This is a genomic window from Mesorhizobium loti (genome assembly GCF_003148495.1).
Taxonomy (GTDB): Bacteria; Pseudomonadota; Alphaproteobacteria; order Rhizobiales; family Rhizobiaceae; genus Mesorhizobium; species Mesorhizobium loti.
Window position 1 is genome coordinate 68,501 of record NZ_QGGH01000014.1, and the last position, 15,392, is coordinate 83,892.

The 15,392-nt window shown below is 62.0% G+C and carries 14 protein-coding genes; 9 read left to right on the forward strand and 5 right to left on the reverse strand.

Going from position 1 to position 15,392, the window contains the following annotated elements:
* Nucleotides 1–3: 3 nt before the first annotated feature.
* A complete protein-coding gene (locus C8D77_RS30685) occupies nt 4–1,824 on the reverse strand; it encodes an extracellular solute-binding protein (protein ID WP_109671258.1) in 1,821 nt (606 codons plus the stop codon).
* A 232-nt stretch (nt 1,825–2,056) separates the two neighbouring features.
* On the opposite strand from C8D77_RS30685, the gene C8D77_RS30690 reads away from it, so the two are divergent.
* Entirely contained in the window at nt 2,057–2,686 is a 630-nt protein-coding gene (locus tag C8D77_RS30690; RefSeq protein ID WP_109671259.1) for an invasion associated locus B family protein, read from the forward strand.
* 67 nt (nt 2,687–2,753) lie between these two features.
* On the opposite strand, the gene hspQ is transcribed toward C8D77_RS30690, so the two are convergent.
* Both hspQ and C8D77_RS30700 read right to left on the reverse strand, forming a co-directional pair.
* Nucleotides 2,754–3,077, reverse strand: coding sequence for a heat shock protein HspQ (gene hspQ / locus C8D77_RS30695; protein ID WP_056587784.1), 324 nt, complete (start codon nt 3,075–3,077; stop codon nt 2,754–2,756).
* A 166-nt stretch (nt 3,078–3,243) separates the two neighbouring features.
* Nucleotides 3,244–4,452 (reverse strand): UbiH/UbiF family hydroxylase, encoded by a 1,209-nt coding sequence (locus C8D77_RS30700; RefSeq protein WP_109671260.1) that lies wholly within the window; start codon nt 4,450–4,452, stop codon nt 3,244–3,246.
* Nucleotides 4,453–4,522: 70 nt separating this feature from the next.
* On the opposite strand from C8D77_RS30700, the gene C8D77_RS30705 reads away from it, so the two are divergent.
* The 8 genes from C8D77_RS30705 to C8D77_RS30740 all read left to right on the forward strand — a co-directional run bounded on the left by C8D77_RS30705 (nt 4,523) and on the right by C8D77_RS30740 (nt 12,788).
* Nucleotides 4,523–5,461 carry a DUF2182 domain-containing protein gene (locus C8D77_RS30705; protein WP_109671261.1) on the forward strand — a complete coding sequence of 313 codons (939 nt, stop codon included), beginning with the start codon at nt 4,523–4,525 and terminating at the stop codon, nt 5,459–5,461.
* A gap of 14 nt (nt 5,462–5,475) precedes the next feature.
* Nucleotides 5,476–6,090, forward strand: coding sequence for a DUF1326 domain-containing protein (locus C8D77_RS30710; protein WP_109671262.1), 615 nt, complete (start codon nt 5,476–5,478; stop codon nt 6,088–6,090).
* Nucleotides 6,087–6,905, forward strand: a complete 819-nt coding sequence (gene pcsA, locus C8D77_RS30715; RefSeq protein WP_109671263.1) for a phosphatidylcholine synthase — start codon at nt 6,087–6,089, stop codon at nt 6,903–6,905. Before C8D77_RS30710 ends, pcsA begins: the two co-directional genes overlap by 4 nt.
* 29 nt (nt 6,906–6,934) lie before the next feature.
* On the forward strand, nt 6,935–7,912 hold the full coding sequence (locus C8D77_RS30720; RefSeq protein ID WP_109671264.1) for a quinone oxidoreductase family protein: 978 nt from the start codon (nt 6,935–6,937) through the stop codon (nt 7,910–7,912).
* A gap of 133 nt (nt 7,913–8,045) precedes the next feature.
* Nucleotides 8,046–9,623, forward strand: a complete 1,578-nt coding sequence (locus C8D77_RS30725; protein WP_170136863.1) for an ABC transporter ATP-binding protein — start codon at nt 8,046–8,048, stop codon at nt 9,621–9,623.
* Nucleotides 9,620–10,750 carry an ABC transporter permease gene (locus tag C8D77_RS30730; protein WP_109671265.1) on the forward strand — a complete coding sequence of 377 codons (1,131 nt, stop codon included), beginning with the start codon at nt 9,620–9,622 and terminating at the stop codon, nt 10,748–10,750. Before C8D77_RS30725 ends, C8D77_RS30730 begins: the two co-directional genes overlap by 4 nt.
* Nucleotides 10,750–11,670, forward strand: coding sequence for an ABC transporter permease (locus C8D77_RS30735; protein ID WP_109671266.1), 921 nt, complete (start codon nt 10,750–10,752; stop codon nt 11,668–11,670). Before C8D77_RS30730 ends, C8D77_RS30735 begins: the two co-directional genes overlap by 1 nt.
* Before the next feature lie 50 nt (nt 11,671–11,720).
* Nucleotides 11,721–12,788, forward strand: a complete 1,068-nt coding sequence (locus tag C8D77_RS30740) for a BMP family ABC transporter substrate-binding protein (RefSeq protein WP_109671267.1) — start codon at nt 11,721–11,723, stop codon at nt 12,786–12,788.
* 44 nt (nt 12,789–12,832) lie between these two features.
* On the opposite strand, the gene C8D77_RS30745 is transcribed toward C8D77_RS30740, so the two are convergent.
* Together C8D77_RS30745 and rimO are read right to left on the reverse strand one after the other, a co-directional pair.
* On the reverse strand, nt 12,833–13,939 hold the full coding sequence (locus C8D77_RS30745; RefSeq protein WP_109671268.1) for an acyltransferase family protein: 1,107 nt from the start codon (nt 13,937–13,939) through the stop codon (nt 12,833–12,835).
* Nucleotides 13,940–14,038: 99 nt separating this feature from the next.
* Nucleotides 14,039–15,352, reverse strand: a complete 1,314-nt coding sequence (rimO, locus tag C8D77_RS30750) for a 30S ribosomal protein S12 methylthiotransferase RimO (protein WP_109671269.1) — start codon at nt 15,350–15,352, stop codon at nt 14,039–14,041.
* Nucleotides 15,353–15,392 lie beyond the last annotated feature (40 nt).

The following is a 15,392-nucleotide window of genomic DNA, read 5'->3' on the forward strand; positions in this document are numbered from 1 at the left end:
TCTTCAATTTGGCTTGCGCCACCAGGTCGGCAGTTGATAGCCAAATATGGGCGTCTTTTGCGGATGTTCCAGATAGTTCCAGTAAGCAATCCATTGCTGCGTGTTGTGCTGCATCGGCACCATGTAGTTGCCGGAGATCAGCAGCCGGTCGAGAACGCGAACCGCAGCGACATAATCCTCCTTCGAGCGGGCGCGCAGCATCGCTTCGATTGCCGCGTCCACCGCCGGATCGGCGACGCCGGCAAGATTGAACGAGCCTTCCGTCCTGGCCGCGGCCGAACTCCAACGCCCGGTCTGCTCGATGCCGGGCGACAGCGAATTGTTGAAGCCGCTCGATCCAACCAGGACCTCGAAATCGAAGCGCTGCTTGCGCGACTGGATCTGATCGCCGTCAAGGCTGCGAATGGTGACATTGATGCCGATCTTCTCCAGCGTGCGCTGGTAGATGCCGGCAAGGCGCTCCTCGTCCTGCGAGGCGGTCAGTATCTCGAAACCGAAAGGTTTGCCCTCGGCATCGAGCATTATCCCGTCCTGCACATGATAACCGGCGCTTTTCAAGAGATCGAAGGCTGCCTTCAGCACGCGGCGGTCCTGGCCGGATCCGTCAGTCACCGGTGGCCGATACGTGCCGTCCATGACATTGGCCGGCACGCGGCCGGGGTAGGGCGCCAGAAGCGCCTTCTCCCTGTCGTCGGCCGGATGACCGATCGCGGAAAGCTCCGAATTCTGCCAGTAACTCATCGTGCGCGTGTATTTGCCGCCAAACAGGTTCTTGTTGGCCCATTCGAAGTCGTAGAGCATGCCGAGCGCGCGCCGCACGGCCGGATTGGCGAATTTCTGCAGCCTTGTGTTGAACAGGAAGCCGGTCACGACGGGCGGAATGCCGGTGTCGAAGGTTTGCGCGACCACATCGCCCTTGTGGAAGGCCGGAAAATCGAGATCGCGCTCGCGCTTGACCGGGTCGCTGTCATCGTCGATGGCGCAAAGGCCTTTCTTGAACGCTTCGAGCTTGGCGTTGGCGTTGAGGAAATACTCGATGGTGATCTGGTCGTAATTGTCGAAACCGCGCTTGGCAGGGACATCCTTGCCCCAGTAATCCGGGTTGCGCTTGAACACGATGCGCTGGCCGGGCTGTACCTGCGCGATCGTATAGGGACCACTGCCGATCACCGGCTTCAGCGTCGTCTTGTCGAAGGTCTCCTTGTCGAAGGCGTGCTTCGGGATGATCGGCGTCAGCGCGATGATCAGCGGGAATTCGCGATCGGCCTTGTCGTTGAAGGTGAAGCGCACACTGTGGTCGCCGGTCTTTTCGAGCTTGGCGACCCTGGCCATGCGGTCGCTGTAGGGCGGTCGCCCTTTCTCGGTGTAGACGTCATAGCTGAACAGCACGTCCTCCGGCGTCACCGGCTGGCCGTCCGACCACTTGGCTTTCGGATTGAGGTGGAATTCGATGCTCTTGCGCTCGGGATCCATGTCGGCCGTGTCGGCCAGCAGCCCGTAGAGCGTGAAAGCCTCGTCGGCATTGCGCTGCATCAGCGGTTCGAAAACCAGATTGCCGAAGATCGTGTCCATCATGCCGCGCGCCGTCGTGCGCAGGCTCTTGAGGATGAAAGGGTTGAGATTGTCGAAGCTGCCGACGACGCAATAGGTGATCGAGCCACCCTTCGGCGCATCGGGATTGACGTAGTTGAAATGCGTGTAGTCGGGCGGCAGCGCCGGTTCGCCCTGCATGGCGATCGCGTGCTTCGGCTCCGATGCGGCCGGCTGATGCGAAAGTGCGAGAAACGATATCGCGGTGATCAGCCAAACAAGAACGCGGCCCATGACCGTCTCCTTACTGGGTCGGCTTGATGATTCGGTGTGCACCCTAGCATGAGGCGGCTGCGCGCCAGCCAACCGCGCGCTCAACAATTGCTCACGTCGGGCTGGATTCGGCCTCGCTTGCAGTGTAACACGCCCTCCGAAGTCATTCTGTTGCCTCATTTCGGCAACAGGTAGCTGGACCACACGGCACGAAGAAGCCGGTCCCGGGATCATTTGAGAGGAAGTGCACGACATGACGAGCCTGAACAGCAACGCGTACCGCCTGTCGGTCATGGCCGCTGGCGTGATCGGCTTTCTGGGCGCAGGACTTCCCGCTGCTTCCGCACAGCAGCAACAGCAGATTCCGCAAGGCTGGTTCAAGGCCTGCACCAAGCAGGAAGACGTCGACATCTGCAATGTCCAGAACATCACCACCGCCGGCAATGGCCAGCTGGTCACCGGCGTCAGCTTGATCGAGCTCAAGGGCAAAGTGAACCGCAAGGTGTTCCAGGTGACGGTCCCAACCGGTCGTCTGGTGCCTCCCGGCATCGGCCTGCAGATCGACACCGGCAAGGCGCAGAAGCTCGACTATGTGATTTGCTTCCCGGATCGTTGCGTGGCCGAAGTGCCGCTGACCGATCAGCTTGTCGCCTCGTTCAAGAAAGGCCAGGCGATCACGCTGACCTCCGTCAATTTCCAGAACCAGCCCAACCCGATCAAGATCGCCCTGCAGGGCTTCAGCGGCGCCTATGACGGCCCGGCGCTGCAGCAGTCGGACATCGAGGACCGGCAGAAGAAGCTTCAGGACTTCGTCGCCAAGAACAACCAGGATTTCGCCAAGAAGCTCAAGGAAGAGCAGGACAAGGCGAAGACCGCCAACTGATCGGCCGATATCGCCGAGCCAATAAAAAAGCGGGATCATGCCCCGCTTTTTTTGTGACCCTGGTGGGTCAATGCCTCGACTGCCGTTTCGGCTGGTAGCCCCCATCCGGCTTCTTGTCGAACATCTCCTTGATCTGCGGATGCCGGACCGGTTCACCCGACTGATCCTCGAGCAGATTCTGCTCGGAGACATAGGCGATGTATTCGGTCTCCGAATTCTCGGCGAGCAGATGGTAGAAAGGTTGATCCTTGCGCGGCCTAACGTCGGCGGGGATGGCTTCGTACCATTCGTCGGTGTTGGCGAATTGCGGATCGACGTCGAAAATGATGCCCCGGAATGGAAACAGCCGGTGGCGAACCACCTGTCCGATTGCGAATTTGGCTGTTTTCATCGTACTCACCACTGAATTCCTTGAGCTTATTTGGCGCAGACGGCTCATCAATTCAATCCCGAAGCGTCCAAGCGCGCCTCTAAGCTACGCAGGACGCGATGCAAAGGTTTGCAGCACGCGACGATGTCGATGACGCAGATTATCGGAAACGTTCGGAAATTCGCTGTCAGCGTGCCGGCCTTCGCAGGCCGCCGGCCAGTGCCGCGAAACCGCTGCCGGGACGAAGTCCCTCGCGCATGAAAAAGGCGCGAAGCGGCGCGAAGCCACCGAGCGCGCCGAGCCCGGCAACGCGGGCCATCTGCGCCGGCAGCATGTCGGATAGCAGCGACATGTTGAGCAGGGTGACCGCGCTGCTGCGCGCCAGAATATCGGGCCGACGCTTGAAGTCATAGGCTGCCAAGGCCTTGGCGGCGCCGGGATCGCTCCGATTTTCACAAGCGATTCCAATCAGATCGTCGACATCCCTGATGCCGAGATTGAGGCCTTGCGCGCCGATCGGCGGAAACACATGGGCGGCTTCGCCGACCAACGCCACACGGTCTCGCGCGAAACGCAGCGGCGTCACCGCCGAAAGCGGATAGATCTGCCGGCCCGGCTCGATCGTCACCCGGCCCAGCATCGACTGCATCTGCTGTTCGACCCGCATCGAAAGCGTCGCATCGTCCAATGCGGCGAGTTCGGTCGCGGTCTCGGGCCTCACCACCCAAACCAGGCTCGAGCGATTGCCGGGAAGGGGAACCTGCGTGAACGGGCCGGTTTCGGTGTGGAATTCCGTCGAGGTGAAGGCGTGGTCGCTGCTGTGGCGGAAATTGAGGACAAAAGCCGCCTGCGGATAGGAGCGAGCCGAGGTCGAGATGCCGGCTGCCTGGCGCGCCGGCGACAAGCGTCCGTCCGCGGCGACCGCCAGCGATGCATCCACCGAGCTGCCGTCGCTCAGGACGGCACGGACGTGCTCGGCATCGAGGTGCCAGGTCGCCACCATCGACTTCAGCCATTCGATGCCGGCATGCGCGGCAACCTTGCTGGCGAGTGCCGGATTGAGCACGCTGTTGGGCAGGTTCAGCCCGAACTGGTCCTCATCGATCTCGCTTGCGCGAAAGGTGACGACCGGGCTGCGGATCAACCGGCTGGTCGCGTCGACGATGCGCATGACTTTCAGGGGCGCCGCCTTGGGCTTGATGTCTTCGAGCACGCCCAGCCGCTCAAGCACTTTCAAGGCGGGGTTCATCAGGGCCGTGGTGCGGCCATCGGGGGCAGTAGCCTCCGGCCCGACCAGCGTCACCGGGAAACCTGCGGCGGCAAAACCGAGCGCCGCGATCAGTCCTGCCGGCCCCGTGCCAGCAACCAGTATCCGCGCAGTTTGCTCATGCTCCAAGATCGGCTTCCGGCTTGCAGTGCGAGGCGGTCTACCCGACCCGCCGTTCGATAAGCATATAGGTCAGATCATGCCGCTTGATCAACGCGGCGATTCGGCCCATTCGAATGACATGACCGGCCAGCAAGACGACTTCAGCCATCTCGACCGCGCCGGCCGCGCCATGGCGAACATCGCACGAAATCCTCGCGTCACGGTAAACGTCGTTGTCGGCGCCTGTATCTTGCTTGCCTGGCTGTCTCTTGCCGCGATGGCAATCCGCAGCGCTGAAGGCAGGATTGCAGGCGTCAGCACCCCTGGCGACACGATCCTGCGCAATCTGCCGCGATTGCCGCTGCCCGATTTCCTGGAACGGTTCTTTGCGCTCTGCCTCTCGCCGGTGCCTCTGGACGCAAGTCTCGGCCTGCAGGTCGGCGCGCTCGTTTTCATGTGGTTCCTGATGGCGATCGCAACGATGCTGCCTTCGGCCGCGCCGATGATCCGCACCTATTGCGAAATCGCCGAGACGGCTCGCATCAAGGGCGAACCAGTCGTCCATCCGCTGGTGCTGGTCGCTGGTTACCTCAGCGTCTGGCTCGCTGCCTCAGTGATGTTCGCGGCGCTGACCCTGGCCGCCCATGCATTCGCCGCTTCAGGCGAGATGCTCGACCCGGTCGTCGGCGCTGCCGGTGCGCTCGCTCTGCTGGTCGCCGGCCTCTATCAGTTCAGTGGCCTGAAGGAAGCCTGCCTGAAGAAATGCAAGAACCCGTTCTCGATCCTTTTCGCGAACTGGAGCGCCAGGCCGGCCAGCATCTTCCGGCTTGGCATCACGCAAGGCCTGTGGTGCCTCGGCTGCTGCTGGGCGTTAATGCTGGTGATGTTCGCCGTCGGCGTCATGAACGTCTTCTGGATGGCGCTGATCGGGCTGTTCACCCTGATCGAAAAACAAACGGCCAGCAGGGTTCCAACCCGGCTGGCCGGTGCGATACTGCTTGTCTGGGCAGCCGCGCTGCTAGTAGTCTCGCTGTGAGTGGGGGAAAATCGATGGCAGATCATAACTGGGCAATGAAGGGAGAGCTTGTACTCTCCTGCAATTGCACGGTTTTTTGCCCTTGCGTGCTGTCCCTCGGCAACCATCCGCCAACCGAAGGCTATTGCCAGACCTGGGCCGGGTTTCGCATCGATGCCGGCCATTTCGGCGACGTCGACCTGTCCAATCTCAATCTTGGGCTGGTCATGGAAATCCCCGGTTACATGAGCCGCGGCAACTGGACCGCCGGCCTGTTCATCGACAAGCGCGCCTCGGTCTACGCGGTCAAGGCGCTGACGAAGATCTTCACCGGCAAGGCAGGCGGAACCACATCGCTGCTCTCCATCCTGGTCGGCAAATTCCTCGGCGTCGAGCAGGTGCCGATTACCTATGAGACGCGTGACAAGACGCGCATCTTCCAGATACCGAAGATCATCGACGGGGCGGTGACACCCATCCCCGGCAAGGACCGCGACAAGGATACGGTGATCAGCAATTCTGAATACTGGATCGCGCCGGAGATCATCGTGGCCAGGTCCGACAAAAGCAAGATGCGGGCTTTCGGCCGCAACTGGAATTTCGCCGGCCGTTCGGCCGAAATCTGCAAGCTGGATTGGCGGGGCCCGTGAGCAAGAACACAACGGCCAGAAAAGCCGCCAAGAAGATCACGGACCGGATTCCGCGGCCGAAGAAGAAAGTCACCTGGCCGCAGGCAAGGGCGTTCTCCGTCCATCTCTTGACCGCATCAGGCTCGTTCCTGGCCTTCCTGTCGCTGGTGGCGGCAAGCGAAGAGCGCTGGACGGCGATGTTCTGGTGGCTCGGGCTGGCGCTGTTCGTCGACGGCATCGACGGGCCGATCGCGCGCAAGCTCGAGGTCAAGGAGATCCTGCCGACCTGGTCGGGCGAACTGCTCGACAACATCATCGACTACGTGACCTATGTGCTGATCCCGGCCTTCGCGCTCTATCAGCGCGGCTTCATGGGCGAAGGCCTGTCGTTCCTGTCGGCGGCGATCATCGTCGTCTCCAGCGCCATCTACTATGCCGATACCGGCATGAAGACGAAGGAGAATTTCTTCAAGGGATTCCCGGTGGTCTGGAACATGGTGGTGTTCACGCTGTTCGTCATCGAGCCCGGACAGTGGGTTTCGTTCGCGGTGGTGGTGGCGGCCGGCATTCTGACTTTCGTGCCGATCAACTTCATCCATCCGGTGCGTGTGGTGCGGCTGCGGCGCATCAATCTTGCGATGACCCTTTTGTGGTGCGCTTTCGGCGCGCTTGCCCTGGCGCAGGCGGCACTTGCCGCCTTCTATGATCAGATCGGCGTGCTGGGCGAACAGGTCGGCACCTTCACCAAGATCGGCATCACCATCACCGGGCTCTACCTTGCCTGCATCGGTGGCGTCATGCAGTTCTTTCCCAACCTCGGTGCCAAAAAGGCCTGATCAGCCACTTTTCTCAAGGAAGCCTAACGATGTCCAAAGCGATCCGTATCCACGCCCATGGCGGCCCGGAAGTCCTGACCTATGAGGACACAGATCCCGGCCAGCCGGGATCGGGGCAGATCCTGATCCGGCACACGGCGATCGGCCTCAATTTCATCGATGTCTATCATCGCACGGGCCTTTATCCGCCGCCCGGCGGGTTCCCGCTTGTGCCAGGCAGCGAAGCCGCCGGCGTGGTGCTGGAGGTGGGCCAGGACGTCGACTGGCTGAAGCAGGGCGATCGCATCGCCTATGCCGTGACGACAGGGGCTTACGCGCAAAAGCGCGTCATCGATGCCAGCCGCGTCGTCAAGGTTCCAGATGGCATCAGCGACGAACAGGCCGCCGCGATGATGCTGAAAGGCATGACATCAGAATATCTGCTGCGCCGGACATTCAAGGTGAAAGCCGGCGACACGATCCTGTTCCATGCCGCGGCCGGCGGCGTCGGGCTGATCCTCGGCCAATGGGCGAAACATCTCGGAGCGACCGTCATCGGCACCGCCAGTTCGTCCGACAAGATCGAACTCGCCAAGGTGCACGGCTTCGACCACGTCATCAACTACAAGGAACAGGATTTCGTCGCCGGCGTCGCCGCCATCACCGGCGGCAGGAAGTGCGATGTCGTCTACGATTCGGTCGGCAACGACACGTTTCCGGCTTCACTCGACTGCCTGAGGCCGCTTGGCATGTTCGTCAGCTTCGGCCAGTCCTCCGGACCGATCCCGCCGTTCAGCATGTCGTTGCTGGCGCAGAAGGGCTCGTTGTTCGCAACCCGGCCGACGCTGTTCGTCTACAATGCAAAGCGCGAGGACCTCGAGGCGTCCGCCGCTGCCTTGTTCGAAGTCGTGCTCAGTGGCGCCGTCAAGATCAAGATCAACCAGCGCTATGCGCTCAAGGACGCCGGCAAGGCGCATTCCGACCTCGAGGGCCGCAGGACTACAGGGACGACCATTCTCATCCCTTAGTCCGTTCTGCCTTGCTAATCCTTGAATTTCCGCTGAAATTCTTGAAGCTCTTTCAAGACGCGTGCCGCTTTCCGATGAGAGCCGGCCGCGCCTACCATGCTTGCGGGAACACAGAACATATCTGGCTAACCAGATGGGAGGCACTGTGAGTGCAAATCAGGACGGCACGAACCTGCTCGAGGTCCGTGGCCTCACCAAGATATTCGGCACGCTGACGGCGTGCGATCATATCGATCTCGACATCGCCAGAGGTGAAATCCAAGCCTTGCTCGGCGAAAACGGCGCCGGCAAGTCGACGCTGGTCAAGATGCTGTTCGGCTCGCTGGAGCCCAATGCCGGCGAGATCTTCTGGAACGGCCAGGCCGTCAGGATTTCCAGCCCCGGCGTCGCGAAAAAACTCGGCATCGGCATGGTGTTCCAGCATTTCTCGCTGTTCGAAGCGCTGACCGCGGCCGAAAACATCGCGCTGTCGCTGGACGACGGTTCGCCGATCAGCAGCATCGCGGCGAAGGCGAGAGCGCTTTCCTTCAGCTATGGCCTGCCGCTCGATCCTGAATCGCTGGTCGGCGACCTGTCGGTGGGCGAGCGCCAGCGCATCGAGATCATCCGCTGCCTGCTGCAGACGCCACAGCTCATCATCCTCGACGAACCGACCTCGGTGCTGACGCCGCAGGAAGCCGACAAGCTGTTCGAGACGCTGGAGCGTCTGCGTTCGGAGGGCAAATCCATCCTCTACATCTCGCACCGGCTCGAAGAGGTCAAACGCATCTGCGACCGCGCCACCGTGCTGCGCCACGGCAAGGTCGTCGGCCACTGCAACCCGCGTGAGGAAACAGCCTCTTCGCTGGCCCGCATGATGGTCGGCAACGAGGTGCAGGCCGTGGTGCGCGCACCGGTCGAGGGCATCGCCACGGCGCAACCGCTGCTCGAAATCCGCAACCTCAGCCGCAAGCCGGCAACGCCGTTCTCGATCCCGCTCAAGGGCATCAACCTGAATGTCCGGGCCGGCGAGGTGATCGGCATCGCGGGCGTCGCCGGCAACGGCCAGGGCGAGTTCTTTGAATGCGTCTCCGGCGAGGTGTTGCAGCAGGATGCCGCCTCGGTGCGCATCCGCGGCAAGGACGCAGGTGGCCTCACCATCACCGGACGGCGCCTGCTGGGTGCCGCCTTCGTGCCAGAGGAACGCCTCGGCCACGGTGCCGCGCCGCGCATGAAGCTTTCCGAGAACCTGCTGCTGTCGCGCCATGCAACCGACGGCAAGGCGTTTGTCGGCACTGGGGGAATGGTCAAGAGCGCCGCCATCTACGCCGCCGCCCAACGCATCATCGAGGCGATGGATGTGCGCAAGAGCGCGCCGGATCCTGAAGCAGCAGCCCTTTCGGGCGGCAATCTGCAGAAATTCATCGTCGGCCGCGAACTCGATCGCCGGCCAAGTGTCTTGGTGGTGAACCAGCCGACCTGGGGTGTCGATGCGGGCGCCGCCGCCCACATCCGCCAGGCGCTGATCGAGTTGTCGCGCAGCGGATCGGCGGTGCTGGTGATCAGCCAGGATCTCGACGAGCTGTTCGAGATATCGGATGCGATCGCCGTCATGCACAATGGCGTGCTGTCGAAGCCGATGCCGATCGCCGAGGCCACCTTCGAGAAGGTCGGTTTGCTGATGGGTGGCGCCGAACCCGGTCACGCCGAACACACGCTGGAGACGGCATGATGCGCCTCGAACTCGTCAAACGCCCGCAGCGCTCCGCGCTGTTTTCGGCCCTGTCGCCGTTCATCGCCTTCGCGCTGACGATCATCGCCGGTGCTATCATGTTCGCGCTGCTCGGCGTCAATCCGCTGACCGCGTTCAATATCTATTTCATCGAACCGATCAGCCAGGTCTGGCAGTTGCATGAGCTGGCGATCAAGGCAGCGCCGCTCATCCTGATCGCCGTTGGCCTGTCGGTCTGCTACAAGGCCAACATCTGGAACATCGGCGCCGAAGGCCAGTTCATCCTGGGTGGCATTGTCGGCTCGATCATTCCGGTGCTGTTTCCGCAGTTCGAAGGCCCGCTGGTGCTGCCGCTGATGCTTTTGCTCGGCATGGTCGGCGGTGCCGCCTATGCGGCTATCCCGGCCTTGCTCAAGACGCGCTTCGGCACCAACGAGATCCTGACCAGCTTGATGCTGGTCTATGTCGCCCAATTGTTCCTCGACTGGCTGGTGCGCGGCCCATGGCGCGATCCGCAGGGCCATGGCTTCCCACAGACGATCCAGTTCGGCGACTCGGCCGTGTTGCCGGAACTTATGCCGGATGCCGGGCGGGCGAACTGGGGATTTGTCTTCGCGCTGGTCGCCGCAGTGCTGGTCTGGATCCTGATGAGCCGCATGCTGAAAGGTTTTGAGGTGCGCGTACTGGGCTCAAGCCCGCGGGCAGGGCGCTTCGCCGGCTTCGGCCTCAACCGGATGGTGTTCTTCGCCTTCCTGCTGTCGGGTGCGCTCGCCGGCCTGGCCGGCATCTCGGAAGTCTCCGGCGCCATCGGCCAGTTGCAGCCCGTCATCTCGCCCGGCTACGGTTTCACCGCCATCATCGTGGCCTTCCTTGGCCGCCTCAACCCAATCGGCATCGTCGCCGCCGGTCTGGTGCTGGCGCTGACCTATCTCGGCGGCGAAGCGGTGCAGAGCGCGCTCGGCATTTCCGACAAGGTGGCGCGGGTGTTCCAGGGCATGCTTTTGTTCTTCGTGCTCGGCTGCGACACGCTCATCCACTACCGCATTCGCCTGATCGGCCTGGCGCTGACCAAACCGCAGGATGCCGCGAAACTCGAAGCCGCGCCAAAGTTGAAGGAAGCCCGTTGATGGACATCACCGTAAACATCCTTCTGACCATCGCCACGGCGGCAACGCCGCTGCTGATCGCGGCGATCGGCGAACTGGTCGTCGAGCGCTCCGGCGTGCTCAATCTCGGCGTCGAAGGCATGATGATCATGGGCGCCGTAGGCGGCTTCGGCGCCAGCTATCTCACGGGCTCGCCCTGGATCGGCCTCCTGGCGGCCATCGCCATGGGCGCGGTGTTCTCGCTGCTGTTTGCCGTCATGACGCTGTCGCTGGCCACCAACCAGGTCGCGACCGGGCTGTCGCTGACGCTGCTCGGTCTCGGCCTATCCGGCATGATGGGCACCAGCTTCGTCGGCCAGCCCGGCGAACGGCTGCCCAACATCGACATCCCTGGCCTGACCTCGATCCCGGTGATCGGCAGATTGCTGTTCGGCCAGGATCCGATCTTCTACATCTCAATTGCCCTGACCGCTGCCGTCATGTGGTTCCTGTTCAAGACCCGTACCGGGCTGACGCTGCGCTCGATCGGCGACAGCCATACGTCGGCGCATGCGCTCGGCATCAAGGTCATCCGCTACCGTTATCTCGCGGTCATCTTCGGCGGCGCCTGTGCCGGCCTCGCCGGCGGCCACCTGTCGCTGGTCTACACGCCGCAATGGGTGGAGAACATGAGTGCCGGCCGCGGCTGGATCGCGCTAGCGCTGGTCGTGTTTGCCTCGTGGCGGCCATGGCGGGTGCTGGCCGGCGCCTACATCTTCGGCGCGGTGTGGATCGGACAGCTTCATGCACAGGCTTTTGGCATTCCAGTGCCTTCACAGTTCCTTTCTTCGCTGCCCTATCTGGCAACCGTCGTGGTTCTCGTTCTAATCTCGCGCAACAAGCGTCTGACGATGATGAACACGCCGGCTTCCTTGGGGCAGCCATTCGTTCCGGATCGTTGACAACAAAAACAAACGGGAAGCTCCAAGGCTTAACTCAGAGAGGTAACACAATGAAAAAACTGCTTATTGCCCTGATGACCACGACCGCCGCCCTATCGCTGGCGGCAACCGCCGAGGCTGCGGACAAGCTGAAGGCCTGCTGGGTCTATACCGGCCCGATCGGCGATTTCGGCTATTCCTATCAGCACGATCAGGGCCGTCTCGAGGTGGAGAAGGCGCTCGGCGACAAGGTCGAGACCGCCTATCTCGAAAACGTCTCCGAAGGCCCCGACGCCGACCGCGCTTTTGAGCGTCTGGCGCGCGAAGGCTGCAAGATCATCTTCGGTACATCCTTTGGCTTCATGGACCCGGAAGTGAAGGTCGCCAAGAAATTCCCAAAGGTGATGTTCGAGCACGCAACCGGCTACAAGACATCAGACAATCTCGGCATCTACAATGCGCGTTTCTATGAAGGCCGCTATGTGCTCGGCCAGATCGCCGCAAAAGAATCGAAGGCCGGCGTTGCCGGCTACATCGTTTCCTTCCCGATCCCCGAAGTGGTGATGGGCATCAACTCCTTCATGCTCGGTGCACAGTCGATCAACCCGAACTTCAAGGCCAAGATCGTCTGGGTGAACTCGTGGTTCGATCCGGGCAAGGAAGCCGACGCCGCCAAGGCGCTGTTCGACCAAGGCGCCGACATCATCGTCCAGCACACCGATTCGACCGCTGCCCTGCAGGTGGCGGAAGAGCGCAAGCTGCACGGCTTCGGCCAGTCCTCCGACATGATCAAGTTCGCGCCGAACGCGCAGCTGACCTCACTTACCGACGAATGGGGTCCCTACTACATCAGCCGGGTCCAGGCAGCCCTCGACGGCACCTGGAAGCCGGACAATGTCTGGCTTGGTATCAAGGACGGCGCGGTCAAGCTCGCCCCCTTCACCAACATGCCCGACGATGTGAAGGCGATGGCTGAGGCGACCGAAAAGAAGATCGCCGGCGGCTGGAACCCCTTCACCGGACCGGTTGCCAAGCAGGACGGCACGCCTTGGCTGAAGGATGGCGAAGTCGCCGACGACGGCACGCTGCTCGGCATGAACTTCTATGTGAAGGGCGTCGACGACAAGCTGCCGCAGTAAGCAGCCCAAGATATCAATGAAGAGGGCGCCGCGAGGCGCCCTTTTCATTCGGCGGGCTGCGCCTTAACCGAGACGCGACGAAATCGAGCCAGTCCAGCATCGACCGCGCGGCCAAGCCAAATCCTCAGCAGCCGCTGCGCGGGTCGTTCGCAGGTGCGCCAGATCGCCCACGAAGCGGAGAGCATGAGCGCAATGCAGCCAAAGGCGGCAAACCATTTCCCGACCAGGGGTGCTGCGGCATTGATAGCGAGATAGCCGATCTCCTGGTGCAGCAGGTAGAGCGGATAGGTCAGCCCGCCCAAGGCTAGAGTGAGTGAGGATGGCCTGACACGGCAGCGCAGCAGGACCGCGCCGATCAGCGCGCCATGCATGACGATATTGGCAACGACCAGATTGGCCGACGAAACGGCAATGCCGTAGTGGTTCTGCATCCAATGCTGCGTCACCGACAGAGTGCCGCAGGAGATCAGGAATGCAGCGGCAAGCAGCAGCAGGGCCAGCAGTGAACGGCCATGCGCATGGAGGTGGTGGACCAGCACGCCGGCGGCGAAGAACGGCCCGAACTCGGTGATGAACAGCAATCGAACCGCGCCGCTGCCGAGGAAGAATTCGTTCAAGGCCGAGATCGCCAGCCAGACGAGGATCAGCTCCAGCTTGCGTTTCTGGAAGAGCCCGGTGAACAGGGCCAGCGTCACCCAACCGTAGAAAACCAGTTCAAGCACAATCGACCAATAGACGCCGTCCATGAAGGGTTGGCCGAAGGCTGGCGCAAACATCGACAGATTGGCGGCATACTGGCTGAACGAGGCTGAAAGCAGCGGTGAGCCGGCAAGGGCGATAATCGCGAAGGTGATCGTCATGCAGAGCAGGAAGCCCGGATAGAGGCGAACGAACCGCGCGATCGCAAACTGGTCCCAACTGCGGTTTTCCGCTGACCAGGCAATGACGAAGCCGCTGATCAGGAAGAACAAATTGACGCCGAGATAGCCGTAGAGAGCCACCGGTGCGGCAAGCGGATAGCCCTCGGCAAGGTAGCCTTCAGCCGCCGCGCCGCGGAAGAAATAGTGAAAAAACACAACCGCAAGTGCCGCCGCCAGCCTGAGCAGGTCCAACGTCGCGATGTAATCCTGCCCAGCAGGTCTGGTGTTCATCCGAGTTCCCGCTTTTACGATCCGGAAACCATAGAGCGGATCGCGGCTGAGCGGGTTAAGACGGCTGAACTATCGCTAGATGTAGTAAATACGGGCCCGTCAAACCGCCGAACCGTAGAGATCGTAGGCATCGGCACGGTCGATCTTGACGGTGACGATGTCGCCTTGGCGCAGCGGGCGGCGCGACTGGATATGCACCGAGCCGTCGATCTCGGGCGCGTCGTATTTGGTGCGGCCCTTTGCCGATGTGCCATGCGCCTCGTCGATCAGCACCGGCAAGCGCTTGCCGACCTTCTTGGCCAGCTGCGTCGCCGAAATCTTCTGCTGGCGCTGCATGAAGCGGTGCCAGCGCGCCTCCTTGATCTCCTGCGGGACCTGTTCGAGCCCAAGATCGTTGGAACGGGCGCCCCGGACCGGCTCGTATTTGAAGCAGCCGGCGCGATCGATCTTCGCCTCATCGAGCCAGTCGAGCAGCATCTCGAAATCATCGTCCGTCTCGCCGGGGAAGCCGACGATGAAGGTCGAACGAATGGCCAGATCCGGGCAAATTTCGCGCCAGCCGCGAATGCGCTCGAGCGTCTTTTCGCCATGCGCCGGCCGCCGCATGTTCTTCAACACCTGCGGCGAAGCGTGCTGGAAGGGGATATCCAGATAGGGGAGGATCTTGCCTTCCGCCATCAGCGGGATGACATCGGCGACATGCGGGTAGGGGTAGACATAGTGCATGCGCACCCAGATGCCGAGCTTGCCCAGTTCTTCGGAGAGATCGAGGAATTTCGCACGGACTTCGCGGTCGCCGAACATGCTGGTCTGGTACTTGATGTCGATGCCGTAGGCGCTGGTGTCCTGCGAGATGACCAGGAGCTCCTTGACGCCAGCTTTGGCCAGTTTCTCGGCCTCGCGCAGCACATCGGCCGCCGGTCGCGAGACGAGGTCGCCACGCAGAGCGGGAATGATGCAGAAGGTGCAGCGGTTGTTGCAGCCTTCGGAAATCTTGAGATAGGCGTAGTGGCGCGGCGTCAGCTTGACGCCCTGCGGCGGCAAGAGATCGATATAGGGGTCGTGCGAGGGCGGTGCGGCCTCGTGCACGGCGGCCATCACGCTCTCATAGGCCTGCGGTCCGGTGATCGCCAGCACATTGGGGTGCCTCTCGCGAATGACATCCGGTTCGGCGCCGAGGCAGCCGGTGACGATGACCCTGCCGTTTTCCGAAAGCGCGGAGCCGATGGCATTGAGTGACTCGTCGCGGGCGGAATCGAGAAAGCCGCAGGTGTTGACGACGACCAGGTCGGCGCCGTCATGCTTGCGGGCGATCTCGTAGCCTTCGGCGCGCAGGCGCGTGATGATGCGTTCCGAATCCACAAGGGCTTTCGGGCATCCAAGACTGACAAAACTCACGCGAGGAGCGGACATAGAGGGTTTCCGGGCTTTTCAGGATTGCCGGCGCAGTACC

What these genes read in the sequence shown, in the direction of transcription:
- C8D77_RS30685 (WP_109671258.1), bottom strand. Translation starts at nt 1,824, where the DNA reads ATGGGCCGCGTTCTTGTTTGGCTGATCACCGCGATATCGTTTCTCGCA.
- C8D77_RS30690 (WP_109671259.1), top strand. Translation starts at nt 2,057, where the DNA reads ATGACGAGCCTGAACAGCAACGCGTACCGCCTGTCGGTCATGGCCGCT.
- hspQ (WP_056587784.1), bottom strand. Translation starts at nt 3,077, where the DNA reads ATGAAAACAGCCAAATTCGCAATCGGACAGGTGGTTCGCCACCGGCTG.
- C8D77_RS30705 (WP_109671261.1), top strand. Translation starts at nt 4,523, where the DNA reads ATGCCGCTTGATCAACGCGGCGATTCGGCCCATTCGAATGACATGACC.
- C8D77_RS30710 (WP_109671262.1), top strand. Translation starts at nt 5,476, where the DNA reads ATGGCAGATCATAACTGGGCAATGAAGGGAGAGCTTGTACTCTCCTGC.
- C8D77_RS30720 (WP_109671264.1), top strand. Translation starts at nt 6,935, where the DNA reads ATGTCCAAAGCGATCCGTATCCACGCCCATGGCGGCCCGGAAGTCCTG.
- C8D77_RS30725 (WP_170136863.1), top strand. Translation starts at nt 8,046, where the DNA reads ATGGGAGGCACTGTGAGTGCAAATCAGGACGGCACGAACCTGCTCGAG.
- C8D77_RS30730 (WP_109671265.1), top strand. Translation starts at nt 9,620, where the DNA reads ATGATGCGCCTCGAACTCGTCAAACGCCCGCAGCGCTCCGCGCTGTTT.
- C8D77_RS30735 (WP_109671266.1), top strand. Translation starts at nt 10,750, where the DNA reads ATGGACATCACCGTAAACATCCTTCTGACCATCGCCACGGCGGCAACG.
- C8D77_RS30740 (WP_109671267.1), top strand. Translation starts at nt 11,721, where the DNA reads ATGAAAAAACTGCTTATTGCCCTGATGACCACGACCGCCGCCCTATCG.
- C8D77_RS30745 (WP_109671268.1), bottom strand. Translation starts at nt 13,939, where the DNA reads ATGAACACCAGACCTGCTGGGCAGGATTACATCGCGACGTTGGACCTG.
- rimO (WP_109671269.1), bottom strand. Translation starts at nt 15,352, where the DNA reads ATGTCCGCTCCTCGCGTGAGTTTTGTCAGTCTTGGATGCCCGAAAGCC.